The 17,794-nt window shown below is 45.3% G+C and carries 19 protein-coding genes; 10 read left to right on the forward strand and 9 right to left on the reverse strand.

The features are described from left to right. Window positions 1-68: 68 nt before the first annotated feature. Entirely contained in the window at window positions 69-1,178 is a 1,110-nt protein-coding gene (locus QUA53_RS04560; RefSeq protein ID WP_333094658.1) for an S-(hydroxymethyl)glutathione dehydrogenase/class III alcohol dehydrogenase, read from the forward strand. Window positions 1,179-1,368: 190 nt separating this feature from the next. Then, window positions 1,369-2,223 (forward strand): S-formylglutathione hydrolase, encoded by an 855-nt coding sequence (gene fghA / locus QUA53_RS04565; protein ID WP_333094659.1) that lies wholly within the window; start codon window positions 1,369-1,371, stop codon window positions 2,221-2,223. A 255-nt stretch (window positions 2,224-2,478) separates the two neighbouring features. On the opposite strand, the gene QUA53_RS04570 is transcribed toward fghA, so the two are convergent. Continuing rightward, entirely contained in the window at window positions 2,479-3,393 is a 915-nt protein-coding gene (locus QUA53_RS04570; protein WP_333094660.1) for a branched-chain amino acid transaminase, read from the reverse strand. Window positions 3,394-3,702: 309 nt separating this feature from the next. Here QUA53_RS04570 and QUA53_RS04575 point away from each other — a divergent pair, with 309 nt between their 5' ends. Then, window positions 3,703-4,071 (forward strand): Lin0512 family protein, encoded by a 369-nt coding sequence (locus QUA53_RS04575; RefSeq protein ID WP_333094661.1) that lies wholly within the window; start codon window positions 3,703-3,705, stop codon window positions 4,069-4,071. A gap of 145 nt (window positions 4,072-4,216) precedes the next feature. Here QUA53_RS04575 and QUA53_RS04580 read toward each other — a convergent pair whose 3' ends face one another. Beyond that, window positions 4,217-5,014: a DUF4142 domain-containing protein gene (locus QUA53_RS04580; protein ID WP_333094662.1), complete on the reverse strand. Its 798-nt coding sequence runs from the start codon at window positions 5,012-5,014 to the stop codon at window positions 4,217-4,219. A 71-nt stretch (window positions 5,015-5,085) separates the two neighbouring features. After that, window positions 5,086-6,006: a hypothetical protein gene (locus tag QUA53_RS04585; RefSeq protein WP_333094663.1), complete on the reverse strand. Its 921-nt coding sequence runs from the start codon at window positions 6,004-6,006 to the stop codon at window positions 5,086-5,088. 866 nt (window positions 6,007-6,872) lie between these two features. Between QUA53_RS04585 and QUA53_RS04590 the strand changes: the two genes are divergently transcribed. Then, window positions 6,873-7,352: a YqhA family protein gene (locus QUA53_RS04590; RefSeq protein WP_333094664.1), complete on the forward strand. Its 480-nt coding sequence runs from the start codon at window positions 6,873-6,875 to the stop codon at window positions 7,350-7,352. A gap of 201 nt (window positions 7,353-7,553) precedes the next feature. After that, a complete protein-coding gene (locus QUA53_RS04595; RefSeq protein ID WP_333094665.1) occupies window positions 7,554-7,796 on the forward strand; it encodes a ChaB family protein in 243 nt (80 codons plus the stop codon). A gap of 223 nt (window positions 7,797-8,019) precedes the next feature. On the opposite strand, the gene QUA53_RS04600 is transcribed toward QUA53_RS04595, so the two are convergent. After that, window positions 8,020-8,652, reverse strand: a complete 633-nt coding sequence (locus QUA53_RS04600) for a hypothetical protein (RefSeq protein WP_333094666.1) — start codon at window positions 8,650-8,652, stop codon at window positions 8,020-8,022. Between the two features lie 250 nt (window positions 8,653-8,902). On the opposite strand from QUA53_RS04600, the gene QUA53_RS04605 reads away from it, so the two are divergent. Continuing rightward, entirely contained in the window at window positions 8,903-9,622 is a 720-nt protein-coding gene (locus QUA53_RS04605; RefSeq protein ID WP_333094667.1) for an SAM-dependent methyltransferase, read from the forward strand. Window positions 9,623-9,806: 184 nt separating this feature from the next. Here QUA53_RS04605 and QUA53_RS04610 read toward each other — a convergent pair whose 3' ends face one another. From QUA53_RS04610 to QUA53_RS04625, 4 genes are all read right to left on the reverse strand, one after another. Next, window positions 9,807-10,907: an iron-containing redox enzyme family protein gene (locus QUA53_RS04610; protein ID WP_333094668.1), complete on the reverse strand. Its 1,101-nt coding sequence runs from the start codon at window positions 10,905-10,907 to the stop codon at window positions 9,807-9,809. A 172-nt stretch (window positions 10,908-11,079) separates the two neighbouring features. Continuing rightward, complete coding sequence (locus QUA53_RS04615) at window positions 11,080-11,694, reverse strand: rhodanese-like domain-containing protein (RefSeq protein WP_333094669.1); 615 nt, start codon at window positions 11,692-11,694, stop codon at window positions 11,080-11,082. Further along, window positions 11,684-12,451: a sterol desaturase family protein gene (locus QUA53_RS04620; protein WP_333094670.1), complete on the reverse strand. Its 768-nt coding sequence runs from the start codon at window positions 12,449-12,451 to the stop codon at window positions 11,684-11,686. The genes QUA53_RS04615 and QUA53_RS04620 overlap by 11 nt, the downstream gene beginning before the upstream one ends. A gap of 15 nt (window positions 12,452-12,466) precedes the next feature. Continuing rightward, the gene (locus QUA53_RS04625; RefSeq protein WP_333094671.1) at window positions 12,467-13,057 is read right to left on the reverse strand and encodes a type IV pilin-like G/H family protein; all 591 of its coding nucleotides are present in this window, start codon (window positions 13,055-13,057) and stop codon (window positions 12,467-12,469) included. Window positions 13,058-13,359: 302 nt separating this feature from the next. Here QUA53_RS04625 and QUA53_RS04630 point away from each other — a divergent pair, with 302 nt between their 5' ends. Continuing rightward, window positions 13,360-13,920 carry a Uma2 family endonuclease gene (locus QUA53_RS04630; RefSeq protein WP_333094672.1) on the forward strand — a complete coding sequence of 187 codons (561 nt, stop codon included), beginning with the start codon at window positions 13,360-13,362 and terminating at the stop codon, window positions 13,918-13,920. 7 nt (window positions 13,921-13,927) lie between these two features. On the opposite strand, the gene QUA53_RS04635 is transcribed toward QUA53_RS04630, so the two are convergent. After that, window positions 13,928-15,730: an AAA-like domain-containing protein gene (locus QUA53_RS04635; RefSeq protein ID WP_333094673.1), complete on the reverse strand. Its 1,803-nt coding sequence runs from the start codon at window positions 15,728-15,730 to the stop codon at window positions 13,928-13,930. A 175-nt stretch (window positions 15,731-15,905) separates the two neighbouring features. Here QUA53_RS04635 and QUA53_RS04640 point away from each other — a divergent pair, with 175 nt between their 5' ends. The 3 genes from QUA53_RS04640 (at window position 15,906) to QUA53_RS04650 (ending at window position 17,767) form a co-directional block, all read left to right on the forward strand. Beyond that, window positions 15,906-16,451 (forward strand): NfeD family protein, encoded by a 546-nt coding sequence (locus tag QUA53_RS04640; RefSeq protein ID WP_333094674.1) that lies wholly within the window; start codon window positions 15,906-15,908, stop codon window positions 16,449-16,451. 123 nt (window positions 16,452-16,574) lie between these two features. Continuing rightward, window positions 16,575-17,135: an SPFH domain-containing protein gene (locus tag QUA53_RS04645; RefSeq protein WP_333094675.1), complete on the forward strand. Its 561-nt coding sequence runs from the start codon at window positions 16,575-16,577 to the stop codon at window positions 17,133-17,135. Window positions 17,136-17,248: 113 nt separating this feature from the next. Beyond that, window positions 17,249-17,767 carry a type IV pilin-like G/H family protein gene (locus QUA53_RS04650; protein ID WP_333094676.1) on the forward strand — a complete coding sequence of 173 codons (519 nt, stop codon included), beginning with the start codon at window positions 17,249-17,251 and terminating at the stop codon, window positions 17,765-17,767. Window positions 17,768-17,794: the final 27 nt, after the last annotated feature.

Raw genomic sequence — 17,794 nt, forward strand, 5'->3', positions numbered from 1 at the left:
AAGTTTGACATTAAGTAATACAATACATATTGACTGGTGAATTGACAAATAGAGCGCAGGGAGAAAGGATGAAAGTAAAAGCAGCAGTTGCTCGCAGTGCCGGCCAACCTTTGAGCATTGAAACGGTGGATCTGGAGGGGCCGCAGGCTGGAGAGGTGCTGGTGGAAATAAAAGCCACAGGTGTTTGTCACACTGATGCTTACACTCTTTCCGGTGCCGATCCTGAAGGTTTGTTTCCGGCTATTTTAGGCCACGAGGGAGCCGGGATTGTCGCAGAAGTTGGGCCGGGAGTCACGAGTGTCAAAGTGGGCGATCGGGTAATTCCTCTCTACACTCCCGAATGTCGGAACTGCGAATATTGTTTGAGTGGCAAAACGAATCTCTGTCAAGCCATTCGCATCACTCAAGGTCAGGGAGTCATGCCCGACGGCACGAGCAGGTTTTCCATAGACGGGCAGAAACTTTACCATTACATGGGAACTTCTACCTTCGCCAATTATACAGTATTGCCAGAAATTGCAGTAGCAAAAATTCGCGAAGATGCTCCTTTGGATAAAGTTTGTTTAATCGGCTGCGGCGTAACAACTGGCATCGGCGCTGTCATCAATACGGCGAAAGTAGAACCGGGTTCTAATGTGGTAGTTTTCGGTTTAGGCGGCGTGGGTTTGAATGTAATTCAAGCAGCTCGTATGGTGGGAGCTAACATGATTGTCGGCGTAGACTTGAACCCCAACAAGCGAGAGATGGCGGAAAAATTTGGCATGACTCACTTTGTCAATCCCCGCGAAGTGGAAGGTGAGTTAGTGCCTTATTTAGTAGATTTAACCAAAGGCGGAGCTGATTACAGTTTTGAATGTATCGGCAACATTAATGTGATGCGCCAAGCTTTGGAATGCTGCCACAAAGGTTGGGGTGTGAGCGTAATTGTCGGGGTAGCGGGAGCCGGTCAAGAAATTAGTACCCGCCCGTTTCAGCTAGTAACTGGTAGGGTTTGGAAAGGGACGGCTTTTGGCGGGGCGAAAGGCAGAACTGATGTTCCTAAGATTGTTGATTGGTACATGGACGGTAAAATTGATATTGACAGTCTGGTAACTCAGGTAATGCCGATCGAGAAGATCAATGAAGCCTTTGATTTAATGCACAAAGGCGAAGTAATTCGCACAGTGTTGACATTTTGAGTTGTTGAAGGAAGGAGGAAGAGGGAATAAGGAAGACAGGAATTACGGAAAAAGTGGTTTTACACGCTACTTAGAGCCGTAACGTGCACGGATGCACCTTAAATAACTTCTCTCTTCTCTTTCCCTCTGCGCCCTCTGCGCCCTCTGCGGTTAATAAAAAAATCTAATTCACAAATGAAAAAGAATTAATATGATATCAGAATCCATAAAGCTGCACAAAGAACATAAAATTTTTGATGGCAAACTAGGCTTTTACAGCCATCAATCCTCAGCTTGCAACAGCGAGATGAAATTCGCTGTTTACCAGCCGCCGCAAGCTTTATCTCAACCCGTACCAGTTTTGTATTTTCTATCAGGTTTAACCTCCACGGAAGAAAACTTTATGGCAAAAGCGGGGGCGCAACAATTGGCGGCAAAATACGGGTTAATGCTGGTTGCGCCCGACACTAGCCCGCGCAATACGGGCATCTCTGGCGAAGATGACGATTGGGATTTAGGAAGTGGTGCGGGTTTTTATGTTGATGCGACAGCCTCACCTTGGAATTCTCACTATCGGATGTACAGTTATGTGGTTGATGAATTGCCGAATTTAATCGCCGAAAATTTTCCAGCGATACCCGAAAAACAGGGAATTTTCGGTCATTCGATGGGCGGACACGGGGCTTTAATTTGCGCTTTAAAAAATGGCTCTCGCTATCTTTCTGTTTCAGCTTTTGCGCCTATTTCCGCGCCAATGCGCTGCCCTTGGGGGCAAAAAATATTCGGACACTACCTAGGTGGCGACAAAGAGATGTGGAAAGCTTGGGATGCTAGCGAGTTGGTGCTTGAGGCGCAATACAACCGTCCGATTCTGATTGACTGCGGCACTGCTGATTCGTATCTGGCTGACGGGCAGTTGTTGCCGGAAGTGTTCGCCGAGGCTTGTGCAAAAGCGGGACAGCCACTAACTTTAAGGATGCAGGAAGGTTACGATCATAGCTATTATTTTATAGCGAGTTTTATGGAGGAACACATTCGCCATCACGCGGCTGTTTTGTGGGGGTAAGTAATATCAAATCCGGTTACATCTTACATCTTCGCCATTCTCAATAACAGGCTTTCCGGCCTGTTCCACAAAAAGTGAATTTGTTGTGGGGTGGGCATCCTGTCCTCCCATAAAAGGCTTATTTAAAATGGTGCAACATTTCAGTTACAGCCGAATGATACAAACGAGTATTTTTGCACTATCTATGGGGTAAGGTGCGCACTGCGCACCCTACAATCTGAGTGAAGTCGCTTTTACGAGCACAGGTATTTTCGGTTAATTAAGATTAATCGGAAATACCCATTCTTTATAATTGCTGTCGCGATTTTCGATAATCTCCGTCAGTTTGTCCAAAATCTTTTCGGTGATGGGTCGATTTTTGGGCAAGTGATAGTTTTCCACTCGCTTAATAGGGGTAATTTTTGCTGCGGTTCCGCAGAGAAAAATCTCGTCTGCAATCAACAATTCTGATTTATCAACTGGTCTTTCTGTGACTTCAATTCCTAAGTCTCTAGCGATAGTTATAACGCTGTCTCTGGTAATTCCTTCGAGAATATCTTGCTCGAAACCGGGAGTAACTAATTTACCGTTTCTGGCGACAAATATGTTCATCCCTGAAGCTTCGCTGACTTTTCCTTGAGAATTCATCATGATCGCTTCGTCGAAGCCGGATTGTACTGCTTCTGTTTTAGCTAAAGCTGAGGTGATGTAAGCGCCACTAATTTTACCTCTTAAGGGCAAACTGCGGTCTTCTTGGCGGTACCAAGAGCTAATTCTACAGTTGACTCCTTCTTTGGGTAAATAGTCTGAAAGTTCTAATCCGTAGACAAAAAAGTCGGTTTCTACGTTGTGCAGTCGCGGGGCAATTCCTAAACTTGATGTGTAGATAAAAGGGCGGATATAAAATGATTTTGTTGGTTGGTTTTTCTGAACAAAATCAATGATTATTTGTTGGATTTTGCTGGCGGGTAAATCGCAGTGAAGGAAGCTAGCACTTTGACTTAATCTTTGACAGTGGCGGTCTAATCTAAATAGCAATATTCGATCGGCATTTTCGGGGTCTGGGATTCCCCGCAACCCGCCTAAAACTCCGGTTCCATAGTGCAGTGCGTGGGTGGCTATGGAAATTTTGGCGTCGGTAAAGGGGAGAAATTGGTTTTGAAAGTAGGCAATTGGTAGAAAACTATCCATGATTCAAGCTGGCGATGAGTTTTGCAGTCCGCTAGGAAAGCTGAATTTGGTTATATTACCATAAGTTATACCCTTTTATATTTTAGATTTTAAATCTTAGATTTTAAATGACTGATTTGGTATCAGTTTGGAGGTTGTCAAAAGTAACATTTTTTTATTGAATGAGAAGATGATTAGTGTGTTATTGGAGGGTGCGATAAAATAATATAAAATGCGGTGATTTTGGTTGATAATTGTTTTGGATAAAAGTGCGCTCCTCTTCGAGGGCTTCGCTAATGACTAAAAAGAAAAATCAACCCAGGGGCAACTATGGCACGTAAATGTTTCATCATTGAAATGGGGATGGGTATAGACCAGCACGGGCAGGAACCGACTGTAGCCTGTGCAAGGGCTGTACGGAATGCGATCGCCCACAATGCTTTGCTGGGCGTCTGGGAAGTGGCGGGTTTGACTGACCCCAATCAGATGATTGTTGAGGTTAAGGTGGCTGTTCCTTACCCGGAACAAGTGCGGGAACAGGAGGTGTTGGCGGTACTCCCTTTCGGCAGCAAAACTCTGATTGTGGAGCAAGGAGGCATGATTGTGCCAGGAAGGGCGATCGCCTCTCTGAAGGATAAAAATGACGAAATGCTAATCGCTGTGGCGGCTGTGAGTGTTTTTGTGGACACTGAGGACTAATTAACTTGGTGTTGTTTGAATAATTCTGCGGTGAAATTACGATCGCCTGTCTGTAAAAAAAATGATTAATTTAGGCTAAGTATCAGATTGGCAAAGGTAGAGTGCGATCGCATAAAACCCGATCGGACTCTACCTCCTCTACCTCCTATTGGGGCTGGCTGGTATCTGCCAACATTTGGTTAACCATTTGCAAGTGCGCCTGAAGGTTCGGCAACTTCTGGGTGGCCCAAGCCTTCAAGTCGGGATCTTGTCCCTGTTGAGATTGAGCCTGAAACAGAGCAATAGCCTGATTGTGGCTCTCAATCATAGCCTGCTTGTAAGCAGTGTCAAAACTTGTACCGGAGAGTCCCGAAAGTCGATCCATCAAAGCTTTGTTCTGGCTGCTCATCTCGGTTGGCAATTCAACCTGCTTTTGCATTACTAACTGCATCAGCTCTTGATTTGCCTGAGTGTGTTCCTCTACCATTTCTTGGCCGTATTGTTTCACACCAGCACTCGAACCGCGCTGCACTGCCAATCTGCCGAGTTCCACTTCCAGCATACCAAGTTGACCTGCTTGCATGGCAAAAGTTCTGTCTCTGCTGCTGAGAGAATTAGGCGAAGTTTCGCCACTTGTTGGAGTGCTGGGAGAACGGCCGGGAGTGTTGTTGATGGGGCTATTTGGAGAACGGCCGGGAGTGTTGTTGGTGGGGGTATTTGGAGTGTTGGGAGAACCGCCAGGATTGTTGTTGTTGTTTCTATCTGTAGCAGGAGGTCCCGGAGAATTAGGATCGTTTAAGTCGCTATCAGCAAGCTCAAAAACCCGATCGCTCGACTGGTTGAAGCCGTGAGTCTGGCGGTTTAATTCTGCGAATCCCGGCACAGCTATCAAGGAACTAACGCCGGCAATTCCGGCAACTGTTACCAAATTTTTGAACAAACTTTTGCGATTGAGTGAAGTCATGACTTTCTAAGCCTCTAAGTTGTTTTCAAAAGTACGTGAAGCGAAGCTATCCCGTAGGGAATCGCCCGAAACTACCGATGGGAGGGTGTACTGCCTTTCCTAAACAAGTTGATCAAACCAAACGCACCCAGGGCACCCAGCCACCCGAAATTGTTGGGGCTATCGCGCCGATCACTCAAAACTCCTGAATTAGTATCAGCCGAAGTCGATGTGGTACCGGTTGTACCGGTTGTGCCGGTGCCACTCGTACCGGTTGTACCGGTTGTGCCGGTGCCACTCGTACCGGTTGTACCGCTTGTACCCGTACCAGTCGTATCGGTTGTACCCGTACCAGTCGTATCGGTTGTACCCGTACCAGTCGTATCGGTTGTACCGCTTGTACCCGTCGTACCAGTCGTACCGCTTGTACCCGTACCAGTTGTACCGCTTGTACCCGTACCGCTTGTACCGCTTGTACCCGTACCAGTTGTACCGCTTGTACCGCTTGTACCCGTACCAGTCGTATCGCTTGTACCCGTTGTACCCGTCGTACCAGTCGTACCGCTTGTACCGGTGCCAGTCGTACCGCTTGTACCGCTTGTACCGGTGCCAGTCGTACCGCTTGTACCGCTTGTACCGATGCCAGTCGTACCGCTTGTATCGGTGCCAGTCGTACCGCTTGTACCGCTTGTACCACTTGTACCGGTGCCAGTCGTACCGCTTGTACCGCTTGTACCGGTGCCAGTCGTACCACTTGTACCGCTTGTACCGGTGCCAGTCGTACCACTTGTACCGCTTGTACCGGTGCCAGTCGTACCGCTTGTACCCGTACCGGTCGTACCGCTTGTGCCCGTCGTACCGCTTGTGCCACTGCCGACGCTACCGCCTGTACCCCCGCCTGCACCTCCAGCACCGCCCGACTGGGCAGAAGCAGGCACTGCGAAGGAAACAGTTGCTAAACCTAAAGTACAAGCGCTTGCTAAAACAGTTTTCAACAATTTAGAAGATTTCATGGTAATGCTTGCTTTTACGTAGAGTCTTGCGATCGCTTGTGATGCCAAAAATGCAGGGTCAAATTGACAGCGTAACGTGCAAATTTTCTAACCTTCGCTGCGGAATAATGAAGGTAAGGGAGCAAATTTAGTCCCGTTTCCTTGATGATTTTTCCCTGATTAATTACACCGCCGCGTTAACAGTTTATAAGCTATTACGTATGCTTCAAGTTCGCCATTCATCTTTAGGAATATTTGACAAAATGGCTTTTTATTTCAGGTGGTGGATGAAATTTGATTGAGCGACAGACTAGCTTAATCAAATTTTGTGTGCGGGGTAGAGAAACCAGGTTGATATGAAAAATTTTGGGTGGAGTAACGAGACATATACGAATTAACTGGCTTTCTCAGACAAGGACCCGCTTCTTCCTATGAATTTTCCCCGGATGCAGGTGCTTTGAGGCAGAAATTGTTGATTTTCTCACCGTCAATTTTGGTTTAGCACTCCGCCAGATGAGTTAGTTTAATTTTTTTTGAGCGCTATTTTTTATTAACTTGCGGCTGACAATTTGGGCACTGGCAGAATACCCCTCAAACTTTCTTTCCCAGGAAACTAAATTATCTCAAAACGCGCCAGCGACCGCTCCAAGTCGCAAAAGCGCCTGCTACCCCGCAACAGCAAGGCTTGTGACTGGGATTGGAGTTGTCTCGAACACGAAGGCGAACTGAGGGCTATGCGAGTTGTGGTCGCGCGACATGAAATTAACCAGCGGCTACACTCGGCAGAATTGCTTGTAAGTGCGATCGGGCAAACTCTGATATAGTAAAGCCACAGGTATGCCAGAGAGCGCTTGTTCTCTAACAAATTTTCCAACGAGAGATCAACTATGCTGCATCGAATTCTTGCCAGAAGTCGCTATCTAATGTTAATCGCTGTATTCGGTTCTTTTACAACGTCTGTGACGCTTTTGATCTACGGTGCCCTGGAAACCGTCATTACCATCGGCCACACAGTTACAGTACCGGTTTCCAGCGAAAACTCCAAACAACTGATTCTGTCTGGCATCGAAGTTGTAGATTTGTTTCTCCTCGCCACAGTATTTTACATTACTGCACTCGGACTTTACGAGCTGTTTATAGACGAGCGCATCAAAGTACCACACTGGCTGGAAATTCACACCATCGACGACCTGAAAACCAAACTCACCAGCGTGATTGTAGTCGTGTTGAGTGTATTGTTTCTCTCAGAGGTAGTTAGGTGGAACGGCGGAACCAACATCCTTCCCCTGGGAGCGGGTATCGCTTTAATAATCGCTGCGCTGACTTATTTTCTAAGTTCGCAAGTTAAAAAGCCGAAATCAGATTAATCGCTGTTTGAGCAAGGAAATTACCCAAATCCTGCCCAACCAGCAACGCCAATCTCATTGCCTTCTCGGAGCAGAATAAATTTAATATTACATCTGTCCTCAGAATGAGAAAACTGCGGTATAAAACTTGCTTTTAGAGAGAGGAAAGTAGTGGCTTCTAGTATATAACATTTAATTTGTGTTTAATAATTAGAGGTCATTATGCCAGAACAACAATTTGATACCTTACCTTCAGAAGCACAAGGACTGCCCCAAGGAGCGAAACAAATTTTTCAGGCGGCTTTTAAGAGCGCTAGTGAAGATGGAATGAGCGCCGATGGTGCTACTAGCGTTGCTTGGAACAGCGTAAAATCTGAATACGTTCAAGGCGAAGGTGGCACGTGGCATCACAAGGGCGACGATACTAACCAAACCCGCAAATCTGTACAGTCTGGTGGCAATTAGTTATCAGCCATCAGTAAAATTGTGTCCGCTAACATAACCCCTATCCGTTGTTTAGTGAGGGCTTCATTCCTCAAATTTTGATGAGAACGAAGAATCCTCACTACCAACCAATTGCAGTGACGTTATTCTAGCGGGCCTGAGATCGTCAGTCATTAGCAATGTACTCATCACTTGCGGTTAATGCTTTACGTTGATACCTGTTGGAATCGCGGTGGTACAGAAGTTAATGCAGCCTGTTAATCGGTTGCCCCATATCCCATTGCAATTCGGCTAAAACGAGCAAGCTAAATACCATTACGGTTCCCGTAAATAGGAAAGACCAACCGCCCGTGTAAGGCAAAATCAAAATCCCCAACAGGTGAAATAAACTTGCTGCTAAAATCGCGCGCGATCGCACGGCAAATCCAGTCCCCAAATACCCTATTCCGCTCATTCCCAACCACAGGGGACAGAGATTCGCCAACACTTTTCCCCAACGCAGAAAAATGGCTAAATCGGTCAGCAGCAATCCTAATAACATTAGTATTACCCAACCGTAAAGCACCCAAGCCAGGCGTTCTATTTTGACCCAAGAATATGTCATGCTTACCATTGCTGCTGTACCTACGAGGCTGAGCGCTGACCACAAACCTGCTTGCAGCATCCAACTCACAGAAAAAAATTGTGCTGTGCCGAAGATGGGTATTAACAGCAAGCTCCAAAGCAAGCAAGTTCGATCGAGACAAGTATAAAATTGTGAATAAAATCGATCTTTGCCAAGGGGAAACTGAACCTGCCAAAGCCCTTCTAAATCTTGAACCTCGATGTTAAGCTGTTTCCGGCGCAGAGGCGGAACTGAATAATTAAAAAAGGTCATATCTGACAATATTAAAATTTACCATCATTTGTTTAGGTACTATCTCACCAGCAATCGCTATATAATTGCAATCTGTCAATCGGATTAATATAGTTAATTTGATAATCTGTCCGCAGTAATAGTTATTCGCTCGCACCCGATAAAACAGGAAGAGAGAGATTGCACAAGTTGATAAAATAGCTCTTGCGACAGATGGCTGGGATATTAGTTATTCGATACTTTAAAAATAGTCAACTTTGTTACAGAATTTATGCTCACTTCATCCCATCCTCTGAAACAGGTATTCCACTGCCCGGAAGAATCGGATTTTTACGCGCACTGCTTGGAAAGTTTAGTGTTAAATGCTAGTGACAATTCTCGACTTATCGTAGAGTTTGGTTCAGGAGAGGGAAGTCCAGTTATTAAGTCTTTGCTGAGAAGTGATTTTGATGGGACAATACAGGGATTTGAGCTAAATAATGTAGCTTGGAAAATTGCTCAGTCTCAAATTAAGGAATATCAACTGATCGAAAAATACACTGTCAACAATGGCTCTTTTTTTGATTCGCCTTTATACGAATCGGCGGATTGTGTCATCTCAAATCCGCCTTACTTGCCGGCGGTGGATGATAAGATTTACCAGCCGCTGTTGCACGGCGGGAGTGATGGTTCGACAATTGCTAAGAAACTTTTATCTTTGGGCTGCGATGAAGTTTTGCTGATGGTTTCTAGCTATTCTAATCCTGTGGGTTTGATCGATTATGCCTTGGATCGAGGCTACTCGGTTGCGAATTTTGAAATTGCACCTTTAACTTTTGGCTATTATAGTTCGGAACCCAAAGTGAAAAGCGCGATCGCCACTCTGCGAAAACAGGGAATGGCTTTTTATTCGGAAAACATCTATCTGCTGGCTGGAGTTTTGTTTAAGAAGCACCAAAAGTCGCAAAGAGATTTGTCGATCGAGCTAATTCAGTTAATGACAGCATTTTAAAATACAGCGCTGGTAGAGTGCCCCTGAGATGTTGCACTATTGTCAGCAACAGGCTTTCCGGCCTGTTCCACAAGAAATACACTCTTTGTGGAACAGGCCGGAAAGCCTGTTCCTCAAAGGCTTATTGAGAACGGTCCTATATCGTAGGGTGCATCAGTCTCTGACGCACCCTACGATATAGCTGTTAATTGTGCTCTGTGGCTTGGATCGATCGCACCACAGCAGCCGCAGCCCGATCGCCGATCGACTTCTCCTGATCGTACCCCAACACCAGCTCCCAAGCCTCGTGCGGGTATCTATCCACCAGCGGGATCGCCACTTCATCCAACATCCAGCGGCCGTGACGCTCATCTTCTTTGATGTGCAGTTCCCAATAACCCATCGCAGCTTGCGAGAGGCCCAAACGCTGGGCGGCGGCTAGATAATTGCGGTAAGCAACGGGCCCCGCCACCTCAAAATAAGTGAGTCCGCCGTTGTAGCGCAGAAAATGGCGCTTGCGTTCCGTCAGCAGGAAGTTGTGATTAATGCTTGCGAGCACTTGCCAAGGCACTAAATCGAAGTACGCTTCTGGTTCTGTACTCATCCCAAATTCAGCCAGCATTTGGGCAAAAAAGGTCGAATGCTTGCGGGGAAGGCGACCACCGCCGTATTCTTCCATCAGCACCCGCGTCAGGGTGCACTGAATTTCGTTGCCGGCACCGCCGAGGATGCGAGAAAGGCGGCTGGCTTCCACTAAACCGTCGAAAGACGCGATCGCCAACAGGTGTTTGTATCCCTCTTCAGTCATCTGTTCCCGCTGGTAGCGATCGAGCTCAGTTAGCGGAGGATCGACATCGGCGGCCGCGCGATCGCGCAGGGCTTGCTTGACATCCGGCAATTTTTGCAGCGCTGCAACGTCGATTTGCGCCAGTTCCCACTGCTGCCAAGGTTCCTCAATGCGATCGCGCACAGAACGCAAATAGTGCGATCGTTCGTTGTTGTAGCGGCGCAAATCGTCGTACCAAAACAAGTTGAGGCGGTTGACGCGGTAAAGTACGCGCTGCAAAAAGCGGTGAGCGGCCTCATCGCCCGGTTCCTGTTGGTAAGCTGCTTGAATTGCGTAGGCGATCGCGCTTTCAAAATCGCTGACAAGTAACGGTTTTGTCGCCACCGTCTTGTCTAAATCCTCGACTTCTAGCAAATTGACAAATTGTCGATCGGCTGCTTCGTAATTTGGGGGTGCGGGTTGCTTTTTGGGAAGACTCGGCGAGTCGGAAGAAGGAAGTATCTCTAGGGTGTTTTGCATGGAATAAAGTTATGCTAACTCTAATTATTGTGCTGCCTGCCCAAACAGCCAACCGTTGCAGATTGCTGAGGATAATGGCTACTTTTCTTGAAGATAGCTAATCTGTCAGCACTATACACCTTTCTATTGATAGAGATTTGACAGAAATCAATTTGGTCACAACTGCCCCGATTCATTCCGAAAGCAGGGTGACTGAGGGAGACTCGATCAAGCTGTGTAAAGTAATTGGGGCTAATATCTGGGCATCTTTTGCAGCAGGCACTGCTTCCCGCCACGCTTTGATACCGCCTGAAAGGACAACAACATTCAGGCTAATATCCTTAATCTTATTAGTCTCATTTCCTCCCGATTCTTGGGAATACCGAGCGACTTTTTCCAACTGTTTGTATGCTTTAACCGATCGCCCTCCTCTGGCACAATAAAGTACAATTACTGGCTGAGGTTGATCGGATTTAACCCTAGCTTTTACAATGGATTGAATCTGCTTGACACCGAACCCCATCTCAATATCAATTATGGGAACAAGGGGACTTTCACCGATGCGGTCTTCGGCGTATTCTTCGGGCGATCGCACATCTATCAAAATCACTGGTTTCAACTTACCCTGCTGCAATTCGGCAACAGTTACTTGTTTCGTATTTAAACTGGCGATAAAAGTTAGGATATCCATGTGGTGAAATAAGGCAACTGCACCCACAGAAGCAACACTCGTCAAGCCAAAACCCATAATTACCAGCAAAATCCGAGAATAGCGATTAATACCTGGTTTTGCATTTTTATCTAGCATTTTTCATGATCCTTGAAAATGGAAAGAATATTTGTCCGACATATCCAACAGGTATAGAATCAGAAATTCCATATTTATGAGGCATTTTTTTCGCTGGCATATACATAGTGCCAAATAGCAAATCTAACAGTGGCAACTGAACAGCAAAGTTTTTGTTGTAGATTTCGGGAATTTTACTGTGATGCCAGTGATGAAATTGTGGGGTTGCTACAAACCATTTTAGGATGCCAAATTTTAATTGAATATTAGAATGAATTAAGAAAGCGATGGCGGCCGAATAAAGAGCATAAACTACCAAACTCTCCTTAGTAAATCCCAACCAGTAAAGAGGCATAATTTTGCAAATCTGAGTAAAAACTTGCTCGCAGGGATGCACCCGCACTGTTGCTAACCAATCCATGTGTTCAATGCTATGATGGACTGCATGAAATTGCCAAAGCCAGGGTACTTCATGCAGTAGTCTGTGAACAATATAATATGCCATATCTGAAACGATAACTGCTTCTGCCAACTGCAACCAGACAGGTTGAGAGGCTACTTTGCTTTGCAATTCCTGGTTGAGTAGATTAGTCATCAGCGACAAAATTACAGTCACAACAATAGCCCCGGATCTGCCAATAAAGTGACCTGTAAAAAAATAAGTGGCATCGGTTGCCCATCCGAGACGGAATATCTTTTGCTTGTGCAAGGATAAGACTCTTTCGAGGGGAATGAAGATGCAAGCTAAGATGATGAACCCTTTGACAATTTCTGGCATAATTTTGCTTCCAATTTACTTATTCACTTCTACTGTCCCATCACCGCAAGCTAATTTTCGGTTAATATTTATTGGTGCAGCAGGTGGAGTTGGACTATCAGATTTTGCGATACATAATATAGTTATTATCGTACTTGTATCGGCAGCTTTCTTACCATTGGCAAGAGGAGCGGGTACTAAAAAAACAGCTCCGACAACGCTCTTGGTATCCTTTTGTACCGTGCGGGCTACGCCGTAACTAAATGCAGCTTTTTTACCAGCAATTACTGAATAATTGTAGTTGGTTGTTTGAGACTTAAGGCCAAGATCGAGGGCATCAAGGGAAGTTGCAAAAACACCTTTTTCGGCAAAATAAGCTTGTTGAGCGCGGTTCATTGAGCTAACATATTGTTTAGCTTCTGACTGCTTCGCTTTATTGCCACAAGAGAGCAGATTCGGTAACGCGAGCGCACCAACTATTATGCTACCCAAAGGAAAATAAATAAAAGTGATTCTCAGTAAAGTTCCTACCCATGATTTACGTTTTTTGTCAGGGAGAATATTTTTTTCTGAAGATTCCGCTTTTTTATCGAGGGCATCGAGTTGAGGATTTTTATTAAGCTGCATGATTGTTCTTCAAATGTGTTAGCCGATTAGTTGTCCAGCGAGTAATTATTGGAGGAGAGGCGCGACAATATTCAGGTTTCAGGTAAATGCCTCATTGAGGTTAAACTGAATATATCACTGAGTGCGGCGGGGTATGTAAACCTCGCATATTGTGCCTTGCTTCTACTCTATCTCTATTAAATCACCAGGCTATTTGAGAACTCGACTGACTTTTCATCGACTTCTCATCGACTTTAGACATCACTGGCATTTAATAGGGCGTGTGACTATAATCGAAGAAATAATTAGAGGAACGGTAAGTTATGGCAGTGCAGTTGCTCAAAAGACTTTTCACCGTAGAAGAATACCATCTGATGGGTAAAGCTGGTATTCTTTCAGAGGGCGATCGCGTAGAATTGATAGAAGGAGAACTTGTTCAAATGGCCGCAATTGGAACTCGTCACGCTTCGTCTGTGAGGCGCTTAGCCAGACTGTGCAGCCAAATTCCAGAAAATTTGGTTATTTTCGACGTGCAGAACCCCGTGCTGTTGAGCGATCGCACGGAACCGCAACCCGATTTAGTATTGCTGCAACCTCGCGCCGATTACTATTCAACCGCCCATCCCCTACCATCGGAAGTTTTACTATTAATAGAAGTAGCTGACACTTCCATAGACTATGATAGAGATGTGAAACTTCCTATTTATGCCCGATCGCAAATTCAGGAAGTATGGATTGTCAATTTACAGGAAAACTGCTTGGAAGTTTACCGCCAGCCAACGGTTAACGGTTACAGTTTAATGCTGAGGTTTTGGCGGGGCGACGAAGTTTCGCCGCTGGCTTTTCCCGAATTTGTAGTTAGTGTGGATTTGGCGATCGGGTAAATATGGATTATTTGCAGTCAAGGCGATCGCGAAAATACTCCTCATACAAATTGCATCTCGCACTGCAATAATTGCCCTCCTGTTTCACCAACCCCATACTGTTTAATTTAAACGCCACTTCTAGCCTTAATCGGACTGGCTTTGACACACTCGAAACCTCTCTCATCGCCTCGATTAATTCTGGATATTTTTCTAAATTCCACAAATGTCGGCGCAAATGGTCGCTGTAAATTCCTGCCTCGGTTGCCGCCGATTTCAGCAATTGATTTAAAGTCACATCTTGACGGGCAATGCGATACATAGCCAGCCGCACTAAGTAGGGATGTCCTCCCACTAGCGCCATCATTTCTGCCACTTCTGTAGCACTCCAATTGATTCCGTGTCGGGCTGCTAAGTCTTGCACTTGCTGCGAATTAAACTCTGGCAAATCAATGGGCAACCCCACATTAAACGGCGATTTATTCACATCCAGCGGGATGTAAACTTCGGTCGAATGCACCACAATCAAACGCAATTTTTTCCAAATGTCTCGCCGTTTTGCTTCTTCGTGTAAAGCTCGCAATAAGCCAAAAAAGTCGTCGGCAATTTCCGGTGATTCAAACAGGCGATCGCTCTCATCCAAGCCTAACGTTAGAGGTTTTGAGGATTCTGACAGCAAATACTGTTCAAAATAAGCCTTGCAGCACTGATTGCTGCCAATCAAATCGGCTAATTCCCAACACTTGGGCAACTGCTCCAGCATTCCTAACTCTTGACCGATGCTCGCACAAAACCACTGCAAAAATGTGTCTGAATTAGCGAATATTTTCCTATTGGCTAGCTGAAAACTCAGCGCTACCGTGCGAGAACCTTGCTGTTCTGCATGATGCAGAATCCTCGCCATCAAGGAAGTTTTGCCCATTTGTCTGGGTGCTTTGATGCGGATTAGCGCTCCCGGTTGGGCGATCGTCTCGTAACAGCGGGATTCGATCGGAGGGCGATCGATATAAAAACGAGAAGCTATTTCAACTTGTCCTCCCGGCAATTCTGGCTGCGCTGCTGGCAGGGGTTGAATTATTGACTGTTTTGTGCTAGTAATTACTTTCCATTCTACAGCCAATTCATGGTCGGCAGTTAACGATGTGCGACCTTCTTTGATAATGGTTAAAATTTGTGATAATAACTTAAATGAGTCGCCAACACCGCGCCACAGCCAGGGCTGAATTCCTGCTAAATAGCTCAGTAAATCAAAAGAAAGCGGTATATTTAATTCAAGTAAAATCGGTAAGATTGCGGGTTTATGAGCAGTTGAATTGTGCAATTCTTTGGCTAGCTGCACTTGTTCCAATATCATTTCGCTAGCGGCCGATTCTTGGGAAATCAGCAACAGCAAATAATCGCAACGCTTTAAATATGAGGCTGAGTCGCTGCTGTTGTTAATAAAAAAGACTTCGTGGCCTCCCGCACTCAAAGCTTGGTGTAACTGCTGAGAAAGGGTAGTGTTTGAGGTCGATCGGGCGTTGGCGTTAGCGAAGCGATCCGAAGGAAAGCCCTCGAATACGATCGCCACTTTTGCCCTCACCAGCACTACCTCCTCTGGCTCTGAATTCGCCTCAAAATCGGCTATATCGCGCCATTCCTGCCCCAATCCTCGACAAATTTCGATGAAATTGGCATAATCCACAGGTTTGCCATTCAGAAAATGGCTGACAGTAGATTGGGCCATCCCTAAATCCTCAGCCAGAATTTTCTGACTGGGAAAGCCATTTCTCAGGAGACAGGATTTAACTGCGCGAATGCACTCTTCGCGCACCCTTAGCGATCGTGGCATTGCTTATCACAATCAAAACACTGAAACCATCATAAATGGCAACCGCCCCTCAAGTCGATGAAAAGTCGATGAAAAGTCGATGATTTTTCAAATAACTCAGTCGCCAACTCAAATAGCCACCTGATTAGATTAGAAATAACAAGGTTGAATCCCATCAAAACGAGGTAAAAGCATTGTGTATTCTATCCTAATTTGGTCGCTGGCGTCAGCCACTAATCAACCAGCTTTTGCCTTCACCCCGCCGCTATTCTGGCTCCTGCTTGGAGTTGTGCTTAGTGCGTTCGAGCTATTAATCATCAAAACTCAGCCCCAAAAATACAGATTTTACCTGCTAATGATGGGAGCTTCGGCTTTAATTGAATCATTTATTTTGTGGAGAGGTTCGGTAGCATTTCAGTTTAGTTGGGCCAACATAATGTATGAAGATTTTGACTGGCAAATCTTCTACTGGATGGGGATAGCCCTCGCGCTGAGTATCTGGATTCGACCGATTTTCATTGTTCGCAAAAAGTTTGTCATTCCCGAAGCAACGGAAGCGACAACAATCTCCGAAATTTTCCCCGGAGAAACCGGAATGGTGATTTATGAAGGGGCTTCGTGGAAAGCCCGCAATGAAGATTCCCAAGGGGCGATCGCACCCCGACAAAAAGTTTACGTTTTGCGCCGCGAAGGAAACACGCTGATTGTTGTACCTGACAGATTAATTCACCTCAACGGCTAAATCTGAGTTAGCTCTTTTATGACTCGGCGATTGAAATCGCTTCTTGCCAAACAAATTCCGCCTTCGCGGACTAAGAAATTAGTATCAACTGTCAACTGTCAACTATTTACCAGGAGATTCACTATGTATCAGTATTTTTTGATGGTGTTGTTTGCAATTACCGGAGTATCCTTAGCCAGCAGTGTCAAAATCGTCCGTCAAGGAGATGAGGCTTTAGTTGAAATTTTCGGAAAGTACGATCGCAAGAAACTCGAACCTGGTTTGACTTTTTTGATTCCCTTTGTGGAAACAGTCGCCTATAAACAAACTCTGCGCGAGCAAATTTTAAACCTGCCACCCCAACAGTGCACGACGCGCGATCGCGTTGCCGTCACCGTTGAATTTATTGTGTACTGGCGAATAATTGACTTAGAAAAAGCGTCTTACAAGGTGCAGAATCTCAAGGAAGCGATGTTAAATATGCTGATTCTTTCAATTCGGACTCACATTGCGACATTAGCTCTGGAGGAACTTTACACGGCTCGCAATGAAATCAATAATGCTTTAGTCGAGGAGTTGGATACAACGACAGATCCTTGGGGTGTGAAGTTTACTAGAGTGGAATTGCGCGATTTTGCGATCGGCAGTAAAGTTGTTCAGCCGACATCCATTGAGCGGAAAGAAGTACAAAAGCTGCGAGCTTAGGGATTAGTATTTCCTCGTTTTTCTCGTTACCATAAAGAGCCTTGTAACGAGGAAAACGCTCTAGTTTTCCGACTTGAATTCGCCTTTTATATACCATTTAAGGAAACAACATTATGACCAAATATCAAGAATCAAGTATTAGCAATTCAGCTTATAAAGGTTGCGGATGCTTATTGCTGTTAATGGGCATTGGAGTAATTGGTGCGATCGCTCTGCCATCATTTCTTAATACTAGCCATCGCTGCAGGATTCCCGAAGCAAAACTGTATGTTAGCTCGATGAACAAAGGTCAGCAAGCCTATTTGGCAGAAAACAATGCTTTTTCCAGTTCTGTTGATGCTTTAGGACTTGGCATTAAAACAGAGACAACACATTTCAAGTATTCAATTCGTGCCACTAAGAAAGCAGCATTGAATTATGGAGTAGCAAAGGAAAAAAAAATAAAAAGTTATGTCGGGGGTGTTTTTCTGGTTCCTGCTAAAAAGTTTGAGCCAAATGCTGCTAAAGAGGAAAGAACTACAACGTCCATATTGTGCGAAGCTGATTTTCCCGGGACAATTAAACCAGCGGAACCCACCTATGAAAATGGTAAAATTGCTTGTGGTCAAGGCACGACACAAGTGACCAGATAATCTAACTATACGCAATATAAAGACAGT

It is taken from the genome of Microcoleus sp. Pol12B3 (genome assembly GCF_036701355.1).
Classification (GTDB): domain Bacteria; phylum Cyanobacteriota; class Cyanobacteriia; order Cyanobacteriales; family Microcoleaceae; genus Microcoleus.